Genomic DNA, 21,772 nt, shown 5'->3' with positions numbered 1-21,772 from the left:
GCCATCACCTTCCCCATCTTAGTTCATGTGCGTATTTCCTTTCGTCTTTAAAAAACTTTTTTTGAATCCTTGATTTGTAAGTGCAACTACATTTCTTTTTTTTCCTAATGCTTGAGAGAGTTGCATACTTGTTCCAAAGATTGTGTAAGGTACATTGTAATGTACACATTTGTTTAAGAGCTTTTTTTGACTACTTTCACTTGTGTCTTCTGTAATTACCACAAGTTTTGCTTTTTTTCTTTCAATTGCTAGTATGACTTGGTCGGTTCCACTGACTAAATCGCCAGCTTTTTGAGCCAAGCCGAGTAATTGTAATTGTCTTTTTTGATTAACTGCTTCAGCTAATTCATTCATTGCTTCAATTTCATTGTTCATCTTTGAATAACTCCAAACGAGCTTTTTGATGATCTAAATACGCGTAAAGTTCATCGTAAAACTCTTGTGGGACTTTCACTTTAAGATGTTGTTCGAAAACGCTGTGCTTTCTTGCTTTTTCCACTAATTTAGGCTCAATTGCAATGTAAGCACCTCGACCATTCATCTTGCCTGTTGAGTCGATTTTTATTTCTTGTTCCGGTGTTCGAACAATTCGAACGAGTTCTTTCTTCGGAAACATTTCTTGTGATACTACACAACGACGCATCGGAATTTTTCTTTGCTTCATTCCTTTTTTCATTGTTACCACCACTTTCTTAATCGAGTAATCCAGTCTCTGGTTCAAGACTATAAGTAACATCAGATAGTCCTTCTTCAACTAAGGCTTCCTCAACCGTTTCTTCATCAAAAGTAGGTTGATCAATTGAATCAACTAAGTCCATTTCATCTGACAATTGTTCAGGTTCAACTGCGATAACTTCTTCTGTTACTTCACTCGCTAATTCAGGATGTTGCATACTTTCCCAATCTTTTTCAGATTTAATATCAATACGGTAACCTGTTAATTTAGCCGCTAAACGTGCATTTTGTCCTCGTTTACCAATTGCTAATGACAATTGTGTGTCTGGAACAACAACTACACAGCTCTGGCTGTCATTTTCATTGAAAATAACATCTAACACTTCAGCTGGTTTCAATGCTTGTTTAATATATTCTGCTGGATCTTCATGCCATTCAATGATATCCATATTTTCACCATTTAATTCATCTACAATTACTTGGACACGTTGGCCTTTAGGTCCGACACATGTTCCAACTGGATCAATATTTGCATCATATGAACGAACTGCTAATTTAGAACGATCGCCTGCTTCACGAGCTACTGACATGATTTCTACAACACCATCGTAAATTTCTGGAACTTCTTGTTCAAATAAACGTTTTAATAAATTAGGATGAGTCCGGCTCACTAAAACTTGTGGGCCTTTTGTTGTATTATCAACTTTTGATACATAGACTTTCAATCGTTTGCCGACTGAATATTCTTCACTTTGAATTTGATCACTCTTCATAATGGCTGCTTGGATACGTCCTAAATTAACTAAAACGAAACGGTGATCCACTCGATCAACTACAGCTGAGAGTAATTCATCTTCGTAACCAATATATTCTTCGTAAATCATGCTACGTTCTGCTTCACGCATGCGTTGAATGATAACTTGTTTTGCTGTTTGTGCAGCAATTCGTCCGAAGTTTTTAGGCGTTACTTCAAATTTAATTTTATCGCCAATTTCATAAGCGCGATTAATTTCTAATGCATCTTTTAAGCTAATTTCTTGTGTGTCATCTAAGCTTGTTTCTACAACTTCTTTGACCGCAAATACTTTGATGTCACCTTTTTTATCATTAAATTCTACCATCACATTTTGCGCTTGGCCATAATGACGTTTATACGCTGAGATTAAAGCAGCTTCTAGCGCTTCAATAATAATTTCTTTTTTAATGCCTTTGTCTTCTTCTAAGGCTTCAAATGCCTGTAATAATTTCTTGCTCATTTTCGTTCAATCACTCCTTTTTATGATTCAGTTCAATGGGTTGTCTTAGATTTTTATTGCTAAACGTGCTTTGGCAATTTGATCGTAAGTTAACACCATTTCTTTTTTACGCGTTTTATCTGCATACTGAATCGTTATGTCGTCGTCCGTGGCTTGGATTAAAGTACCTTCTACAAATTTTTGTCCATCGATTGCTTGATAGAAAGACACGTGAATATATTTATCCACTGCTTTTTGAATGTCTGCTTTACTCTTTAGCGGACGTTCTGCACCAGGACTGGATACTTCAAGATAATAAGCACTAGGAATCGGATCAGGATCAACCGTATCAAGCAAGTCGCCAATCTTTTCACTCATGTAGGCACAATCATTCAGGTCGACGCCACCTTCTTTATCGATTGCAAAACGTAAAAACCAATTTTTTCCTTCTTTTACATAATCTAAATCGACTAAATCATAACCTTCTTGGTCAAATAATTCATCGACTAGCTCTTTTACTTGATTAACAACACGGCTCATACTTTTCCTCCTTTTTGTGTATTAATACGTTAAAAAAGTGAGCGTCGCCGCTCACTTTTTCTAATCATAACCAACTATCTTTATTATACACTTAAATCGTCTTGATTTCAAACTTATTCCAATGTATTCTTTCAAAAGCTTGATTTAAGTAGGCTGATGATTCTTTATTAGAATAAACTAATTTGGTTTTCATCATCCATATGATCAATGACTTGATGTTCTGTTAAATAATCGATAATAGTTTTGGAAACTTTTCCGCGGTTTGCTAAGTCTTTTTTGGATAAGAAAGGCCGTTCTTGACGCGATTCGATAATCTTATTCGCAACGTTCTCACCTAGTCCTGGAACCGCCCGAAATGGTGCAATGAGTGCATTACCTTCAATTAACCAATCATGCGCTTGACTTTTATCTAAGTCAACCATCTTAAACTCAAATCCACGCTCAACCATCTCATTCGCTATTTCAAGAATAACAACTAAGTTCTTTTCTTTCCCACTGGCTTCATTACCTTTTTCTTTAATTTCTTTAATGGCCCGTTTAATGGCGTCTTTGCCTTTCACCATGCTAGATAAGTCAAAATCACTAGCACGAACTGAGAAATAGGCACAGTAATACTGAATCGGATAATGAACTTTGAAATAAGCCACACGTAATGCCATTAACACATAAGCCGCAGCATGCGCTTTCGGGAACATGTATTTAATTTTTAAACAAGATTGAATATACCATTCAGGTACATTGTTTCGACGCATTTCGGCTTGGTCTTCTTCCTGAATCCCTTTTCCTTTACGAACGCCTTCCATGATTTTGAACGCTTGTCCGTCTTTTACACCTTTATGCATCAAATACACCATAATGTCATCCCGACAACCAATCACTTCGGCTAGTGGGACCCCTTTTTCTCGAATGAGTTCCTCGGCATTACCTAAGTACACATCCGTTCCGTGAGATAGTCCAGAAATTTGAAGTAGTTCCGCAAATGTCGTTGGCTTCGTTTGTTCTAACATGCCACGTACAAAATATGTACCAAATTCTGGAACACCTAATGTTCCTGTCTGACTACCAATTTGTTCAGGCGTCACACCTAATGCTTCAGGAGAACTAAATAAACTCATTACAGCTGGGTCATTAGGTGGAATATTAATTGGATCAATGCCCGTTAAATCTTGTAACGTCCGAATCATCGTCGGATCATCGTGTCCTAAAATATCAAGTTTCAACACATTATCGTGAATTGAATGGAAGTCAAAGTGGGTTGTTAACCATTCGGAGTTCACATCATCAGCTGGATACTGGATTGGTGTAAAATCATAAACATCCATATTATCTGGAATAACAATAATCCCACCCGGATGCTGACCGGTTGACCGTTTCACGCCTGTTGCACCTTGAACTAAACGATCAACTTCTGCTTTGCGCCAATCTAAATTAAAATCACGCTGATATCCTTTAACAAAGCCATAAGCTGTTTTATCCGCAACTGTTCCAATCGTTCCTGCTCGGAAGACTTTATCTTCCCCAAACAATACTTTCGTATAATTGTGAGCACGTGCTTGATAATCTCCAGAGAAGTTCAAATCGATATCGGGAACTTTATCCCCATAAAATCCTAAGAACGTTTCAAATGGAATATCATGACCATCACGATGTAAAGGAGCTTGGCAGTGTGGACACGCTTTTTCAGGTAAGTCAAAGCCGGATCCGTATTCACCGTTTGTAAAAAATTCGGTATATTGACACGAAGGACAACGGTAATGCGGTGCTAGTGGATTAACTTCTGTAATCCCTGTTAACGTAGCAACGAAACTAGACCCTACTGATCCCCGTGAACCAACTAAGTAGCCATCTTCATTTGATTTCAATACGAGTTTTTGACTAATTAAATAAATAACGGCAAATCCATTGCCAATAATACTTTTTAATTCTTTTTTGATTCGCTCTTCCACAATTTCTGGTAAAGGATCGCCATACCATTGTCGCGCACGCTCATAAGTCATTTGTGTAATTTCTTCTTCCGAACCTTCGATGGTTGGCGTATATAGTTTATCTTTAATTGGAATAACTTCTTCAAACTGATCGGCTAATTGGTGCGCATTTTCAACTACTAATTGATGCGCTACGTCTTCACCTAGAAAACTAAACAGTTCAAGCATTTCATCGGTTGTTCGAAAATGAACAGATGGATATTCGCCTGGCTTAATAAACTGGCTTTTCAATGAACTCATTAAGATTTCACGATAAATATGATCTTCTGGATTCAAATAGTGGACGTTACCTGTCGCTACGACCAATTTATTATGTTCTTTTCCAAGACGTAACAACTGCTTCATAATCGCTTCTAAAGTCGCTTCATCCTTAATGATTTCGCGTTTCATTAACGGTTCAAAAATTGGTTTGGGCATAATTTCAAGAAAATCATAGAAGTCGACATGCTTTTCAGCTGCTTCATAACCTTTTTGCATGAGGGCTTCAAATATTTCACCATTGTTACATGATGACCCAACTAATAAGTTTTCACGATATTTATTGAGTAACGTTCGAGGAATACGTGGAACACGATAAAAATAATTGACGTTAGACTCTGAAACGAGTTTGAATAAATCTTTCAAGCCGGCATTGTTTTTAGCATAAATCGTTGCATGTGATGGCCGTGCTTGTTTATAAGCATCACCTTTCCCTAAATCCTTATTTAATTGGTGGTGATGGGTGATTCCCTTTTCACTTTCTGCTTCTTTAATAAAGAGCCATGCCAAACGAGCTGTCGTAATCGAGTCAAAAATCGCCCGGTGATGCTGTTCTAACACTACATCATAACGTTTCGCCAATGTATTTAACCGATGCGAACGAAACTCTGGATGTAAGTATCGTGATAGTTCTAATGTATCAATGACAGGATCACTTGATTCAGCATATCCATGTCGTTTATAGGCGGTATTAATGAATCCCATATCGAATTGAGCGTTATGGGCTACCAAAATCGACCCTTTTGAAAATTCACGAAATTCATCAATAACTTCTTTTTCATCTGGTGCATCTTTCAACATTTCATCGGTAATACTTGTTAATTCAATAATTAAATCACTTAATTTCTGATGAGGATTGATGAAACGTTCGAATTCTGCAATAATATTTCCTTTTTCCATTTTAACGGCAGATAACTCGATAATACGATCGTAAACACTTGATAAACCCGTTGTTTCCACGTCAAAAACGACATAAGTGGCTTCATCTAGGTTTTGCTCGCGTTCGTTAAAAGCAATTGGCACGCCGTCATCAACAATGTTTGCTTCCACACCATATATCATTTTAATTTGATGCTTTTGACTAGCGGCGTGTGCTTCAGGATAAGCTTGAAGATTTCCGTGATCGGTAATAGCAATCGCCGGATGTCCCCATTCAGCTGCTTGTTTCACATAGTCTGATATGCTATTCGTTGCATCCATTTGAGACATGTTAGAGTGCAAGTGAAATTCAATTCGTTTATCCCCTTCGTAAGTATCCATACGTTTCGGATGGTTGAATTCGCTAACTGCTTGTGCCATTAAGACGAGATCATTGTCAAATGTATCAAACTGCACTTTCCCAAAAACACGTACCCACATACCTTTTTTGACTAAATCAAATAATTCAGCATCAGATTCTCGTCCTTGGAACATTTTGACTGCTACAGAAGACGTATAGTCCGTCATCTTAAAACTGAGCAATTTTCGACCCGTTTTAAACGTGCGAATTTCTGTATCAAAAATATACCCTTGAACGACCACATTGGGCAGTTCTTCTTCGATTCCACTCATTTGCATCACTTGGTTGTCTGGAACTTCTCTCCCAATGACTAAATGAGTCATATTCTTAGTGCCATTTGACTTCTTGGCTTTTTTTACTGGTTGTTCTTTTTGTTCTTGAATGACTTGTTGCGCACGTTCGATTCGTTCTTTTTCCAATTTGTCTTGATGCTCTTTAAACGCTCGTTCAGATGCTTCGTTCTTTTCATCCGATGTTTCGCTCATAATCGAAAAGCGTGGAAATCCCATTCGGTTAAAAATTGAACGAATTTGATCGACATAACGTTTAGAAATCTGTTCTTGTTCAACGAGTGATCCACATTTTATCATTAATTGTCCGTCAACATAGGCAGGGACGTGTTTAGCTAAAATGTGTCTTAAAAAAGGCGATTCCAATTCGCTATATCGCACGACTAAAGGCCAATAATCATGAATTAACGCTTCATCAATCACTTGATCGTTTCCATATTCGATTTGCACTTCAATTTGCGCTACCATCGGGAACGACTGCTTCATCGCATCGATAAATTCCATATAGACACTACTTGGTATAAACGTATGTAATCCAATTCGAAACTCCCACGTTCCTTCTTCTTCGTACACAATCACACGATTCACTGAAGCGTTGTTAAACCACTCTTGACGCAGATGCTGAGATAAATTGATTTGATCAGCCAAGTGTGTAAATAATTCAATGCCTTCCAAATCATTCACCCCTTTCTATAAATAACGCATAATATCATTCCAAGTAATGAGAACCATTAAACCGATTAATAATATCACACTAACCATCGTTACATAATATACTTTCTCTTTCGGTAATGAGCGTCCCATAATACCTTCAATGGCATCAATCACCATTCTTCCGCCATCTAAGGCTGGAATAGGTAATAAATTCATCACACCTAAGTTAATACTAATGACCGCCATAAAGTTCAATATGCTAAGAAGGCCATAACCACTAACTTCTTTTGTCATGGCGAACATTGCAACTGGTCCTCCAAAGTCATCCACTTTAACCCCTTTGCTTAAAAAGCCTTTAAAGACTTGACCCATACCTTTAACGATAAAAATTGATTGGTTCCAACCGAATTTTAATTTACCTGATAATGATTGATCGAGTTGCGGTTTAATACCGATATAGTACATGGACTCTTTTTCATTAATGACTTCTTTTTTAGGTGTTAAAAAGACATTCATTTCTTTTTTTCCACGTTTAATCGCTACTTCTACTTTTTCATCCTTATTTACTTGAATTTGCTCAACCATGTCATACCACGTTTGAACGGATTTGCCATTAATTGTTTGAATCGCATCTCCCGCTTGTAAGCCAGCCATTTCAGCCGGACTATTTGGAAGAACTGCACCTACTTCTGGCGTATTCATCGTTACTACATTCCCCATGAATGCAATCATGATAAATACAATGAAACTTAAAATAAAGTTACTAATTGGTCCTGCAGCATGAACTAAAAATCGTTTCCAAGGGCTAATCGCATCCATCTGTCGTTCAGCTGGTGCATTTAATTGAATGGAGCCATTTTCGTCGATTAATTCAAATGTCCGTTTCAATAGCACTGTTTTTTCTTCTAGTTCCCCTGGTGTCACACCGGTTAATGTTAAATCGTATTCTAAATCGAATGAATGCACAACAAATGGTTCTCGTGCAACTTCAGTATCTTCAGACAAAGCAACACTAGTTACCCATTGTTTTGTCGCATCATCGGGATGAGGCCCATACTCTAGAAAAACATGTTGTCCTCGAACTAATAACTCTTCGCTTTCTTCATCACCCGCTAACTGAACATACCCGCCTAGTGGAAGTAATCTTAACGTATAAATGGTTTCTCCCCATTTTTTCTGAATAATTTTAGGGCCCATACCGATAGAAAACTCTCGGACCATGACCCCTGCCCATTTTGCTACGATAAAATGGCCAAATTCGTGAATACACACAATCGTAATGAAAATAAATAAAAATACTATAGCTGTTTGCATATTAAATTATTAAACCCCTTTCGTTTATAAAACAAATGATAGTATAAAACGCATGATGACACTTGCAAATAAAAAGGAATCAAAACGGTCTAATACACCACCATGTCCTGGTAAAAATTGACCAGAATCTTTAACGTCGTAATAACGTTTATAACTCGACTCTACTAAATCGCCTAATTGAGATGCAATCGATATAAAGAATGCACCCATCATGACAATTGGTAAGCTAAAAGGAAGAACGGGATAAAAATGATTGAATAGTGTAAATAAAGCAACTGCGATAATTGTTCCACCTACTGAGCCTTCAATAGTCTTGTTAGGAGAGACATGAGGAGCTAATTTGTGTCGACCAAATTGACGACCAACTAAATACGCAAAGGAATCAGTCGACCAAATAATAATAAATAAGCCAAGAATCGTTTGAAAATTTATGGCTCTTAACATTAAGACACTATTAAATCCTGTTCCAATATATAAAGCACCCAAAATATAAATGGCCGCTTCATTAAAATGAAATCGGTGATGATTAAACACAGTTAACGATAGTAATAAGATTGCTGCAATATACAACATATCGATTATTTTAACCCCTGGAATTAAGTTCATTTGACTGACCCAATAGTCGCCCCCCACTAATATTACAGTGGCTATCATCGCAATCCAACCTTCAATAGTTAACCATGAATTCTTACTCATCGTAATTAACTCACGCATAGCAATTGCACTTAAAACCATCATCATGAGCGCTAAGTAATGACCACCTGCCATTAATGTTGGAATAAATATTAATAATGCAATTAACGCAGAAATAACACGTACTTTCAATTATTTTCCTCCTTTAAATAAACCACCGTAGCGTCGCTCACGATGCATATAATGATTGATGGCTTGTTTTAAATCATCTCCTGTAAAATCAGGCCAAGCTTTTTCAATAAAATAGAGCTCACTGTATGCTGATTCCCATAATAAAAAGTTACTTAAACGAATTTCACCACTCGTTCTGATTAACAAATCGGGTGCTTGAAACGGTGCTAATACATGCGTCGATAAATGCGCTGCAATCGTTTCTTTTGTAATTGGTTCTGATAATTCTTTAGACTGAATTGTTTGAAACGCGCGCAATAAATCATCTTGCGCCCCATAATTTAAGGCAAAGCATAATGTCATACCTGTACACTCTTTTGTTAATTCCACCGCTCGATTCACACTATTTTGTGTTGCTTGAGGCAAGTCTTCAATGGTTCCGATTGTTACGACTCGTACGTTTTGTTCAATTAGTTGCGGAACAAAACGATTAAAAAAATCAATTGGTAACTTCATTAAAAAGTGAACTTCATCTGAAGGCCGAGACCAATTTTCTGTTGAAAAAGCATAGAGAGTCAATACTTTTATCCCTATAGCACTTGCTGTTTGAACCGTCCGTTCAACAGCATTCAATCCTTCCTTATGTCCTGCGACACGAGGTAAGAAACGCTTATTCGCCCAGCGACCATTACCATCCATAATAATAGCAATGTGATCGGGCATCTTTTTAGTATGTTTTGACATAACGAATCCTTTCTTAACCGATCTAATAACTCATTATATTGTAACATAATCATTCTTTAAAAGTTGTAGACACAATAATATTTTAAACTTTTTGTCCTCCTAAAAACAATGAGTACATCTTATTTTTTACAATTTACAATTACATAATACTTGAATGATGAACCAGTTATATGTATTATAGTAAAAAGAGAAATTATTTTTATAGTAAAAAAAATCTTAAAACACGATTAGGGGAGAATAAATTGGAAACATTAAAAATTTTACAATCGATTCATACTTTATCCGGATTAAATATTATGTGGATGGATGAGAACTTTCACTTAATTAAATCATTTCAATCCAATTCATTTTCTTGGGTAACTTATGACTTTTCAAAACATCTAAGACCAAAGCTTGATACCAATCAATTGGACGAACTAAAATTTGTAACTGGCGCTTTAAATGAGTCATATTTTATTTATCCGATAGAATCAGAATATATTATATTCGGTCCGTTTACGACGACCATTATTAATGATTCGTCATTAAAAACAGTGATGGAAATTAACGACTTCCAAGCTCAACATCGCGATATTTTAATGCAACAATTAAAATTAATTCCTTTAGTATCTTTATATGATTTACACGCAGTCGTTCAACATTTACATTACTGCTTAACGCGAGAAGATAAATCTTTCTTCTTCCATTCATATAACGAACGATTGCTCGATTTAGACTTGTCGATTGAAGAAATCAAAATTAACTTAGATCAAGATGACATTCATGACTTATCTGATTCGATTCGTTTAGAACGCGATTTACTAAAAATGGTGAGCGCCGGCGATGTGACTGGTATTAATCAATTAACAACTAAAACGTATCGACCATACTTTGCTTTATTAAATGAAGATACATTTATTAACGAAAAGTATTACTCTATTTTACTCTTTGAAAAAGTGATGCAAGCGGCTATTTCTGCAGGAGTGGATCCGATTCATGCCCATTTATCACGTAACGAAATGATTGTGGAAATGGATCAAGTAAACTCATTAGAACATATTATTAAGGCACGTATTGATGCAGCTCTATTCTTCACAAAACAAGTTAGTGAATTAAAAGCAAACAATTATTCTGCTTTAACAAATCAAATTATTCATTATATTGAAAATAATTTATATCAACCATTAAAGGTAAAAGATATTGCGGACCATTTTGCTATTAGTGAGTCTAATTTAAGAACTAACTTTATGAATGAAACCAATTGGAAAGTAAAAGACTTTATTATTCAACGTAAAATTGAATTAGCGAAGAAATTATTAACATCGCGTAAATCTGTTGCTGAAGTGGCTAAGTCGTTAGGATTCTTTGATACGTCTCACTTCACTAAGAGTTTCAAACAAATTGTTGGTTCAACACCTAAACGTTATCAAATCGAACATAAATAAATCAAAGTCAATAACAAAAAGACAAGCTTAATTCATTAAGCTTGTCTTTTATGTGTTTATTAATAAATTAGTCATTTAATAATTCTGTTTCTTTTTCACGTGCTGTTTTTTCGATTTTCTTAACAAATTCGTTAGTTACATCTTGAATGTCTTTTTCCATTTGATGTAAATCATCTTCTGTTAATTCTTTTGCTTTTTCAGCTTTTTTCGCTTCATCAATTGCATCACGACGAATTGAACGAACTGCAATTTTAGCTTTTTCTTCGTAGTTTCCTACTTCTTTCGCTAATTCTTTACGACGTTCTTCAGTTAGTGCTGGGAAGACTAAACGAATTACTTCACCATCACTGTTTGGATTAATACCTAAATTACTTTGTAAGATTGCTTTTTCAATATCTTTTAAAGAGCTTGGATCGTATGGAGAAATTAATAACATACGTGCTTCTGGTACAGAAATTGAAGCCACTTGATTAACAGGAGTTGCTACACCATAATAATCTACGGTAATACGATCTAATACACTTGAGTTTGCACGTCCTGCTCGAAGCTGTCCTAATTCTCTTTGGAAAGATTCGTGTGATTTTTCCATACGTTCTTTTGCTGTTTTAATAATTGTATTCGCCATAATTATTTCCCCCTAACTTTTGTTCCAATATTTTCGCCTAGGACAACGCGTTTAATGTTCCCTGGACGATTCAAGTTAAACACAACTAACGGAATATTATTGTCCATTGATAATGAACTTGCTGTAGAATCCATTACTTGTAAACCTTTACTAATAATTTCTAAATGAGTTAGCTCATTATACATTGTTGCTGTATCATCTTCTCGTGGATCGCGATTGTAAACCCCATCGACATTATTTTTAGCCATTAAAATGACTTCTGCATTTATTTCAGCAGCGCGTAAAGCAGCCGTTGTATCCGTTGAGAAGTAAGGGTTACCTGTTCCACCAGCAAAAATAACGACACGTCCTTTTTCTAAGTGACGAATAGCCCGACGACGAATGTATGGTTCTGCAATTTGACGCATTTCAATAGACGTTTGAACGCGTGTTGGAACCCCAACATTTTCTAACGTATCTTGAAGGCCTAGAGCATTCATAACAGTAGCTAACATTCCCATGTAATCTGCTTGAGCTCGTTCCATCCCCATTTTCTCACCGGTTACACCGCGCCAAATATTACCTCCACCGACAATAATGGCCACTTCAACCCCTAAATCATGAACGGCTTTAACTTCTTCTGCCATGACTTTAACAATTTCAGGATCGATTCCAAAGCCTTTTTCTCCGGCTAATGCCTCTCCACTTAATTTTAAAATAATTCGATTGAATTTTGGTGTCATGCTGTCACCCTACGCTTTCTATAGTAATTGTTGTTAAAAAAGAGATAACCATTTACTGATTATCTCTTTTAAATTTACTCGAGTTGATGATTAGTTTTGTTTCATTTGGTTCATAACTTCTTCAGCGAAGTTTTCTTCACGTTTCTCGATACCTTCACCAACTTCGTAACGTACGAATGATAAGATTTCACCATTTTTAGACGCTACAAATTTGCTTACAGTCATATCAGGATCTTTAACAAATGGTTGATCATTTAATGAAATTTCAGCTAAGAATTTGTCTAAACGACCTTTAATCATTTTTTCTACAATATTTGCAGGTTTGCCTTCGTTTAAAGCTTGTTCTGTTAATACTTGTTTTTCATGCTCTAATTCAGCTGGTTCAACGTCTTTACGGTCTACGTAACGAGGGTTAATCGCTGCAGTATGCATTGATACGTCACGAGCTGTTTGTTCGTCAGCACCTTCAATTAATGTAATAACTGAGATACGTCCGCCCATATGGCTGTATAAACCGAAGTTTTGGCTTTCTTCTTTAGAAATCACTTCGAAACGACGTAATGAAATTTTTTCTCCAATTACAGTTGTTGCTTCTGCAATTTTATCTTCAATAGTTGAACCATCGCTTTCGATTTTTAATGCATCTTCAAGAGTTGCTGGTTCATTTTCAAGAATTAATTGAGCAATTTCTTTTACTAACGCTTGGAATTGATCGTTTTTAGCAACGAAGTCTGTTTCAGCATTCACTTCAACGATTGCTGCTTTGTTGCCTGATTCAATAATGTGTGTAACACCTTCAGCGGCGATACGATCACTTTTCTTAGCTGCTTTAGCCATTCCGTTTTCACGTAAGTAGTCAACAGCTTTATCCATATCGCCTTCAACAGCAACTAAAGCTTTTTTAGCGTCCATCATTCCAACGCCAGTCATATCTCTTAATTCTTTTACTAATTTTGCAGAAATTTTAGTCATTTGTTTTCCTCCTATAATTTGTTCACATCATTATTTTAACTGTTTTTCTTATTTAAAGCAATTAAAGCTTTCGATTCATATTTAAAAAAAGTCGCCTCATTTAAGAGACGACTGGCATCCATTTTATTCGTTGTCGCCTTCGACTACTTTAACAATTTCTTCTAAAGATTTGTCTGTTGCTTCTTCTTCAGCAGCTCCAGCACCTTCGCGACCTTCGATGATTGCATCTGCCATTGCACCTGTAATTAATTTTACAGCGCGGATTGCGTCATCGTTTGAAGGAATAACTACATCGATTTCATCTGGATCACAGTTTGTATCAACCATAGCGATGATTGGAATATTTAATTTACGCGCTTCTTGAATAGCGATTTGTTCTTTACGTGGGTCAACTACAAACAATGCTGCTGGTAAACCAGGCATATCTTTGATTCCACCTAAAAAACGTTCTAAACGTTCGCGTTCTTTAATTAATAAACCAACTTCTTTTTTAGGTAATACATCAAATGTTCCGTCTTCTTCCATACGGTTAATGTCTTTTAGACGACGGATACTGTTTTGGATTGTTTTCCAGTTAGTTAAAGTTCCACCTAACCAACGGTGACTTACAAAGTATTGACCTGCACGTTTTGCTTCTTCTTCGATAGCATCTTGTGCTTGTTTCTTTGTACCAACAAATAATACATGTCCACCTTCAGCTGCGATATCACGCATGAAGTTGTATGCATCTTGTGCTAACTTAACTGTTTGTTGTAAATCGATAATGTAGATACCGTTACGTTCTGTAAAGATGTAACGTTTCATTTTTGGGTTCCAACGACGTGTTTGGTGTCCGAAATGAACCCCTGCTTCTAATAGTTGTTTCATTGAAATAACTGCCATTTTTTATTCCTCCATTTTTTTGGTTTTATTCCGCCCCATCCGCTGGGTTAAAGCGCTAACCGTTTGGCACCAAGCGCTAGCCGATAGGTGTGAATTTTTGGTTTTAACACCATCAACTATATTAACCGATTCATTTAATAATTGCAAGAGTTTGCTTGCTATAAATGAATCGGTTTAATCTTTCATTTTATTTAACTGGGACACTATCAATAATCTGTTCTTGTTGTGTTCTTCTTTTGTAGTATAAAGCAAGTAACAATTGACTGATTAATCCAATTGTTATGAAAATAGATACTTCTGTTTGAATCGATCCTCCAATCGATAACGTATGTCTTAACGCTCGTATCCCATGCGTCATCGGTAAGAATGGATGGATAGCTTGATAAAATGGTCGAGATAACTCAATTGGATAAGTACCACCTGACCCGGCTAATTGAACAATTAGAAAGACGAGCATTAAGAAGTCCCCAATCTTTCCAAAGTATAAATCAAAGACGGTCACTATTGACATAAAGGTCATTGCTTCAAGAATTAAGAACAGCCATGTCTGAGTTGTTAAAACAGGTGTAAAATCACTGAATTGTGTCAATGCGATATAGACAATGGTTGCTTGTCCAACCGCAATTAGCATTAATACGCTCATTTTACTTAACCACCATTGCCATGCATTGGGCTGTTTTTTCGCTGAGGTTTTTGCGTTATAAAGCATATTAGTTGTTAGTGCACCAATAAATAAAGCAACAGATAACATATATGGTGCCATCGCCATTCCATTATTTTCCACGTGATCTTTATCCGTATGTTTCATTTGGATCGGTTGTGCCATTGGTTGGGCATTAGTCGTATTTGGAACTAAGGCTAATTGTTCGCTAGCTTCTTTCAATTTATTATGTAATAGCGTTGTTCCACGTTCAAGTGTTTGAGCGCCTGCTACTAACTGGTTTGAACCTTCTAATAATTGAGGAACACCTTGACCCAAACGATTCGTTCCTTCTGCTAATTGTGTCGTACCGTTCACTAATTGTGGACTATTCGATTGAAGTTGTTTGCTACCGTTTACTAATTGATTTGATCCTTCTATCAGTTTAGGTACTCCTTCATTCATTTGACTAATACCTTGTGCTAATTGATTAGTCCCATTTGTGAGCGTCGAAGAATTTAGTTGCAATTGTTGACTGCCCTGACTTAATTGAGTACTTCCTTCTTTTAATTTCATCACACCGATTTGAATCGTTGGTCCTTGTTGTGCTATTTGATTCACACCTTGTACTAACTGATTAGCCCCTCCAAGTAAGCGTGCGCTATTTTGTTGTAATTCGTTTCCACCTTTTAATAATTGGTCACTTCCTTGTTGTAAGCGAAGAAGTCCTTCTGTTAATTGTGGTAATTTATCTTTAGTCTGCTTGAATCCATTGGTTAGTTTTAATCCTCCGCTATTTAATGCAGATGATTGATTATTTAATTGACTCATTCCATTTGCAACGTTTTGGCTACCTTTATCAATTTGGCCAATTGTTTGAACTAAGACTGGTGCTACCTGTTGTAATTGTGCGGTTCCTTGTTGCACTTGTTTCAATGCTGGCAATAATTGATTTTGTATTTGAACAGTGCCATTAATCACTCGATTCAATCCACTTGTTGCCACTTGTTTCGATTGAACAAGTTGACTAGTCGCTTGTTTCAACTGATTCAATTGGCCGGTTGAAGAGCCACTCATTTGTTTTAATTGAGTGATTAATTGATTTAATCCTGTTTGAGCTTGGTTTAATTGAGTCGATAAATCATTAAGTGAATTGGCTCGATTCATAACCTGTTCAACTTGATTATTACTATTAATCGCTTGCTGAACTAAAACGATTTGATTAGCGGTCAATGATACACCACTTGCTTCAAGCGACTGTACAACTGCTTGTGCGGCATTTTGCTGATCATTTCTATGTGCTACTTCAATATTTGCTTGTAATTGCGTCACGCTAGCTTGAGTCGTTTGTAATGATTGATTCAAATGAACTAACGGCATCATTACTCCTTGTAACATCGTCGCTATTTGGTTCGGATTGACTTGCTGTTTATCCATTTGTTTCAGCCATTGATCAATCGAGTCGATATAGGTCGATACACCATTAATGTAAGCAAATAATTGTTGTTGTTGTGTTTGTGTTAGATGATCTGATTCAATTTTTTGAATCATTTGAGAAACACCTTCATTTAATTGAATCGCTTGTTGTGGCAACGATTGAACTTGCTGATTTAATTGATTTACTCCTTGATATAACTGAGTCGACCCTTCACTCAACTGTCCAACCGCTTGAGTGTATTGACCAATTCCTTCATTTAGCGTATTTGCACCATCAGCTAGAGCAAACAAGCCTTGGTTCATAATGGGCCACTGTTTTGTCAATGTGGAAAAATGTTGATTAAAATCAATTAATCCTAACGATAGACGATCGACGCCTTGTACATATTGAGTCAATTTTGATTGGAAGGTTTCACTTCCTTTAGATAAATCATTCAAACCATTTACTAAATTGGGCATTTTTTGATTGAACTGATTAATTCCAGCAGTTAAGTCTTTTTGACCACTTGCAAGTTGATTCACTCCACTTGTATAAGCTTGAACCCCTGATACTAATTGATCTGCTCCAATGGATAGGCGATTCACTCCACCACCTATTTCACTCAAATGTGAATGAAACGTTTGTTGACCGGTTGCTAATTGATTCACTCCTTCTGTATAGGATTGGACACCGGTTGTTAATCGTTTCGTCCCATTTACTAATTGATTAGCACCTTGATTTAATTCACTCAAATGTGTATTTAATGTGATTTGTCCGTTCGATAGTTTGGTTGCTCCTAATGCAAGTTGCTCAGTTCCTTCTTCAAATTTTTTCATCCCATCAGTTGATTGATTAATCACATCTAATAATGTTTTGAAATACATTTCACTCATTTGCTTCGAAAGCTTTGTATCCATTTGTGCGATAGCCGATTTAGACATTTTAGATGCGGTATAATTATGCCCTTGCGATGTCTCATACGCTAATTGCATTGGACGTGGCTGATTTTCAAAAACTGAAGTGGCTTCATTTGAAAAATTTGAAGGAATTGTAACAATAGCATAATATTCACCACGATCTAATCCTTCTCGTGCTTGTGATTGATCTACTATTCGAAAGTCTAATGACTGATTTTTCTCCAATTCCTTAACAAATTGGTTCCCTATATCTATTTTTTTATCTCGATAAGTAACTGCTTGATCTTGATTCACAATGGCAACTGGTAATTGGTCTAATGACCCATACGGATCCCACATGGACCTTAAAAAAATTACATTATATAAGGTAGGAATTATCATCAAAACAATCACAATGACTGCTAGCATGGGTTTTGAACTAATTTTTTTCCATTCTGCTTGAATCATGTATATCACTCCTTCTTCTATTATTCTATTCATCATATTTTGTCATAAAACATATTATATGAAAAATTTTATCTTAACGCGATAGACAATTTTTAAATTTTGTATAATAAAAAAGGTTAAGCATTTCTCTCGCTTAACCTTTTTATACATTATATATTATTTTGATTCTTTTTCTTCTTTGTTATTTGACTGGGACGACTGATTAGTTGGGATTTCCTCTTTTTTAGATTCACCTTGATTTGGAGCCTGATTGATCTCTCCTTGATTAGGGGTTGACTCAGCATTATTATTATTGTTTATATCTTGTTTTTCTTTTTCAGATGTATTTCCCGATTGATTACTTTCTGAATCAGCTGGTTTTTCTTTACCATCTATTCCTTTTGCTTTATCATCATTCCCTTTTGGCTTATCTGCTTTTCCTTTATCCTCTTTTGGTTTATTCTCTTTTGACTTGTCTTCTTTAGCTTTCGTTTTGTCTTCTTTATTTTTTTCGCTTTTAGTTTTATTTTTTTCTTCTTTATTTTTATTCTCGTTTAATCGAGGGGTTGTATTTCGTGGTGAAGGCAACCGGCGAATAATTGGTCTTTCAATATTTTGTTCAATATTTCGTTCAAATTCTCTCAAACGATTTACTTGTTCTTCAAGATTATCATCTGTTCCATCTGTTCTATCTGTTTCATCTGTCTTAATTTCTTCATTCAATAATTTTTTTATGATGGCTAATTGTTTATCAGTCATTAACTCTTTATCTAGTTCATTCCACAATGTTTCACGTTCTTCTTCTGATAGTTTATCGCGCTCAGATCGAATATACTTTTCAAGTTCTTTAAACTCTTCATCTGTGTATTTACCTTTACTTTCAGTTACTCCAAACAAACTAGATAAAACAGCTTTCGGATCAGCTTCTTGATTGGGTAGGCTTACTTCTAATTTTTTGCCTTTTGGAACAAAAGAACCGTCAAGATGCGTCTTAATTTCTAATCCGTATAACTCAATTGTTAAATCACCATTCACATAGGCTTCATTTTTTTTGACGTGAAGTTGTCCATCAAACGCTTTAATATGTTCACTGACCATGGAATCCCTTGTCAACATTGTAATTAATTGAGCTAGCATATCGCCTGATAAAGTCATATTAAATTCATCTTTTGAAGCAGAAAGGTTTTGTTTACCAGCTTTTTTAGCCCAACTTTCAATTTCTTTCTTCGTTACTTTTCCATCCAGTTCTGTACTATTTGAACGAGTGGTTCCGTGGATTGTTTCAATTTTCTCAGCTTGCTCTTTAAATGCTCGTAATTTCAACGTTTTTCCGCCAATTTCTTTTTTAGCTGTTCGAAAATCGTCTTGATTCATATTGGATTGCATCATTTTTAGTAAAGCATCTGTATTGATTGATATATCACGTCCTTGACGTTCAATATTCAATGAAACTTTTTTATTATTTGCAGGATAAGTGAAATTTGCTTGATAGTCTCCTGCATTAGTTGCTTTTATTTTACCTTTTATAGCTACTTGGCTTGGAAAGGCATCTTGATAAGCACTTAACAGATTGTCTGAACCTGATCGAGCTATTCTAATATTAGTTAAATCCATTTCAACTTGATAAGGTTGATCTTCTTTATAAAATTCTTCTAACGCACTAAGATTCGGTGGATTAAAGAAAATTATTAATCCGATTGATAGTAACGCTAAAATAGCAAATAGTGCTAACTGAGATTTTAAATATTTATTTTGTGGTGGTTGATTTCTTTTTAACACACAACCGCTCCTTCCTTTTCATGTTCCTAACAAATATACTATATCTTAATTTAGAGTAATTATTAAGAGTTATTTAAAAATAATCTCAAAAATCACATAAAATATTGAATCTGCACCTGACCTTGTTTGATTATGATTAATGTATAATTTATTAAATTATAAAACTTTCATTTAAATAGTTATATTCATAGTAGTACGTACCGAAAAGTTTCAATCTGTTCATAATAACTTGTAAACTTTTGTGACAAATAAACTTAAAGAAAAACTTTAGGCTTACACTTTTTTGACTCATTCGATTTAAGAATATATAGATGATGAACGCATTAACTAACAAAATAGAAAGATTACTCTCCAACTCATGAAGCGTTGATTAATTGACTAACACTATGTCGTCAACGACATACACTATTGAATAAACTTGTTTCGATGTATCGTGTACAATATAGACTTTTAAAATACCCTTCATAAAATAATCCAAAAATTGATTGAACCTCAATTTTAAAAGGTATTCACATTGTCTCAAATTTGTGAGCGACGATCTCATCCATAAAATTCTCTATAATATCATTAATCATATTATTATGTGTTAACCACTTATACATTACTTGTGATTGTCTTTTTAAATCGATATTTTCTTCATATTCAATTATATTGGATAAAATTTTTCTTTTTCTACATTTACTTGCTTGTTTAGTAAAGAAGTTTGCCATTGCGTAAACGTTTTTTTACTTTTAGGCAATTTTCTTTTTCCTGTTCGTAATCTTGAAATGTAAGAGGGATCAATAAAAATTGCACGTGCTAATTCAGTGTTTGAAATATCTAGTAATCTCATCAAAATATCTAATTTTTTATCAAACAACTTCTTCACTTTCTTTCAAAAAATATTTTAATATTATAAATTAAATCATCTCATTTTATAATATAACAATTATTCGCTATATTATACACCATTCAAAAAAATAATAGTTTGACACCTCTTTACTTATTAAATTCATCTTAAAAGATATCTTTATATTTTAAAATAAATAAAAACAAATAAAAAAGCTCAGATAAAACAAATGTTTTATCTGAGCTTCGATTGAAGCATTCATTAAAATTTAAAGAATAAACTATACTTTGAATAATTATTCATTTTCATTCATTTTTTTGAATGCAACTGTTCCAAAAATTCCTAATCCAGCTAAGACTGTTGCGGCACCGTATAAGAATCCATTAGATGCTTCACCTGTACGAGGTAAAGTTGGTTGTTTTTTCGGTGTTGATTTCTTAGGTTCTTCTGGTTTTAGTTTTTCTTGTTTTGGTTCTTCCTGTTTTGGTTCTTCTTGTTTTGGTTCTTCTGGTTTTGGTTCTTCCTGTTTTGGTTCTTCCTGTTTTGGTTCTTTCTGTTTTGGTTCTTCTTGTTTTGGTTCTTCTGGTTTTGGTTCTTCCTGTTTTGGTTCTTCTGGTTTCAATGAAGTATTAACTACAGTGAATCCTGACATCATATTACCAGTAATCTCTGTTAGATAGCCTGGTACACCTACTTCACTAATAGAGTAAGTAATACGTTCTCCAGCTTCATTCATTGTTGGTAGGTTATTGAATTGACCTTTCCAATCGTTTGCTGCACTTAATACGAGAGTTTCCCCTGTTGGACTAAGTGTTACAGTAATACTTTGAGGAATAATGTCTCCTTCTTTCACTGACCAAACTTTTTGTACTGGAATATTAATTGTTTCAGGAGTTGGTTCATTTGTTTCATCTTTTGTATTTGTGACAACATATCCTCCACTCATTGAACCTGAAATTGCTGCTGTGTATCCTTCAACAAATTGTTCTGAAATAGTGTACTGAATTAATTCACCATTTGTGTTGTATTTTGGTAAATCAGTAAATGAGCCAGTCCAACCATTTGCTGCACTCAATACAAGACTTGCACCTGTTTGGTTTAATACGATTGTAGCACTCTTACCTGAAATATCTTCATTCGTATTCCAAACTTTTCTAACTGAAATACTTACCGTTTCAGGAGTAGGTGTTGGTGCTTTTTCATAATCATCGACCATCACAATGATTTGGTTTGATCCTACTGTTTTCAAGTGTTTTTTGTCCACTTTTAATTTTTTATTTGCTGTGATTTCAAACGCTATACTAGTCGCTACTTTGTAGCCTTCTGGCGCAATTGTTTCAACCATTTCATATTGACCTGGT

17 protein-coding genes are annotated in these 21,772 nt (G+C 35.2%); 1 reads left to right on the top strand and 16 read right to left on the bottom strand.

Translation table 11 applies throughout. The features are described 5' to 3' along the window. Positions 1-18 precede the first annotated feature (18 nt). The 8 genes from L866_RS0104875 to L866_RS0104840 all read right to left on the bottom strand — a co-directional run bounded on the left by L866_RS0104875 (position 19) and on the right by L866_RS0104840 (position 9,778). Positions 19-375: a L7Ae/L30e/S12e/Gadd45 family ribosomal protein gene (locus L866_RS0104875; RefSeq protein ID WP_025729707.1), complete on the bottom strand. Its 357-nt coding sequence runs from the start codon at positions 373-375 to the stop codon at positions 19-21. Beyond that, on the bottom strand, positions 365-664 hold the full coding sequence (gene rnpM / locus L866_RS0104870) for an RNase P modulator RnpM (protein WP_025729705.1): 300 nt from the start codon (positions 662-664) through the stop codon (positions 365-367). The genes L866_RS0104875 and rnpM overlap by 11 nt, the downstream gene beginning before the upstream one ends. 28 nt (positions 665-692) lie before the next feature. Beyond that, entirely contained in the window at positions 693-1,931 is a 1,239-nt protein-coding gene (gene nusA, locus L866_RS0104865; protein WP_025729703.1) for a transcription termination factor NusA, read from the bottom strand. 45 nt (positions 1,932-1,976) lie between these two features. Beyond that, positions 1,977-2,450, bottom strand: a complete 474-nt coding sequence (rimP, locus tag L866_RS0104860) for a ribosome maturation factor RimP (protein WP_025729701.1) — start codon at positions 2,448-2,450, stop codon at positions 1,977-1,979. Between the two features lie 167 nt (positions 2,451-2,617). After that, positions 2,618-6,937, bottom strand: a complete 4,320-nt coding sequence (locus L866_RS0104855) for a PolC-type DNA polymerase III (RefSeq protein ID WP_025729700.1) — start codon at positions 6,935-6,937, stop codon at positions 2,618-2,620. Positions 6,938-6,952: 15 nt separating this feature from the next. After that, entirely contained in the window at positions 6,953-8,230 is a 1,278-nt protein-coding gene (rseP, locus tag L866_RS0104850) for an RIP metalloprotease RseP (RefSeq protein WP_025729698.1), read from the bottom strand. 24 nt (positions 8,231-8,254) lie between these two features. After that, positions 8,255-9,055 (bottom strand): phosphatidate cytidylyltransferase, encoded by an 801-nt coding sequence (locus L866_RS0104845; protein WP_025729696.1) that lies wholly within the window; start codon positions 9,053-9,055, stop codon positions 8,255-8,257. Then, the gene (locus tag L866_RS0104840) at positions 9,056-9,778 is read right to left on the bottom strand and encodes an undecaprenyl pyrophosphate synthase (RefSeq protein WP_084030294.1); all 723 of its coding nucleotides are present in this window, start codon (positions 9,776-9,778) and stop codon (positions 9,056-9,058) included. 242 nt (positions 9,779-10,020) lie between these two features. Between L866_RS0104840 and L866_RS0104835 the strand changes: the two genes are divergently transcribed. Further along, positions 10,021-11,202, top strand: a complete 1,182-nt coding sequence (locus L866_RS0104835) for a YSIRK-targeted surface antigen transcriptional regulator (RefSeq protein ID WP_025729692.1) — start codon at positions 10,021-10,023, stop codon at positions 11,200-11,202. A 67-nt stretch (positions 11,203-11,269) separates the two neighbouring features. Here L866_RS0104835 and frr read toward each other — a convergent pair whose 3' ends face one another. The 8 genes from frr to L866_RS08575 all read right to left on the bottom strand — a co-directional run. Then, positions 11,270-11,827 carry a ribosome recycling factor gene (gene frr, locus L866_RS0104830; RefSeq protein ID WP_025729690.1) on the bottom strand — a complete coding sequence of 186 codons (558 nt, stop codon included), beginning with the start codon at positions 11,825-11,827 and terminating at the stop codon, positions 11,270-11,272. A 2-nt stretch (positions 11,828-11,829) separates the two neighbouring features. Then, on the bottom strand, positions 11,830-12,549 hold the full coding sequence (gene pyrH, locus L866_RS0104825; RefSeq protein WP_025729688.1) for a UMP kinase: 720 nt from the start codon (positions 12,547-12,549) through the stop codon (positions 11,830-11,832). Between the two features lie 90 nt (positions 12,550-12,639). Beyond that, positions 12,640-13,521, bottom strand: coding sequence for a translation elongation factor Ts (gene tsf / locus L866_RS0104820; RefSeq protein ID WP_025729686.1), 882 nt, complete (start codon positions 13,519-13,521; stop codon positions 12,640-12,642). Between the two features lie 123 nt (positions 13,522-13,644). Continuing rightward, positions 13,645-14,403, bottom strand: a complete 759-nt coding sequence (rpsB, locus tag L866_RS0104815; RefSeq protein WP_025729683.1) for a 30S ribosomal protein S2 — start codon at positions 14,401-14,403, stop codon at positions 13,645-13,647. A gap of 187 nt (positions 14,404-14,590) precedes the next feature. Next, entirely contained in the window at positions 14,591-17,824 is a 3,234-nt protein-coding gene (locus tag L866_RS0104810) for a YhgE/Pip domain-containing protein (RefSeq protein WP_025729682.1), read from the bottom strand. A 156-nt stretch (positions 17,825-17,980) separates the two neighbouring features. Further along, positions 17,981-19,582, bottom strand: a complete 1,602-nt coding sequence (locus L866_RS0104805; RefSeq protein ID WP_025729680.1) for a hypothetical protein — start codon at positions 19,580-19,582, stop codon at positions 17,981-17,983. 646 nt (positions 19,583-20,228) lie between these two features. After that, on the bottom strand, positions 20,229-20,450 hold the full coding sequence (locus L866_RS0104800; RefSeq protein WP_169729072.1) for a hypothetical protein: 222 nt from the start codon (positions 20,448-20,450) through the stop codon (positions 20,229-20,231). Positions 20,451-20,706: 256 nt separating this feature from the next. Beyond that, the coding region (locus tag L866_RS08575; RefSeq protein ID WP_035446189.1) for a Cna B-type domain-containing protein at positions 20,707-21,772 on the bottom strand (1,066 nt) is incomplete at its 5' end.

Source organism: Atopobacter phocae ATCC BAA-285 (assembly GCF_000526675.1).
In the GTDB taxonomy this organism is placed as follows: domain Bacteria; phylum Bacillota; class Bacilli; order Lactobacillales; family Aerococcaceae; genus Atopobacter; species Atopobacter phocae.
Note: the sequence above shows the minus strand (reverse complement) of the source record. Positions and strands in the feature narration are given on the sequence as shown.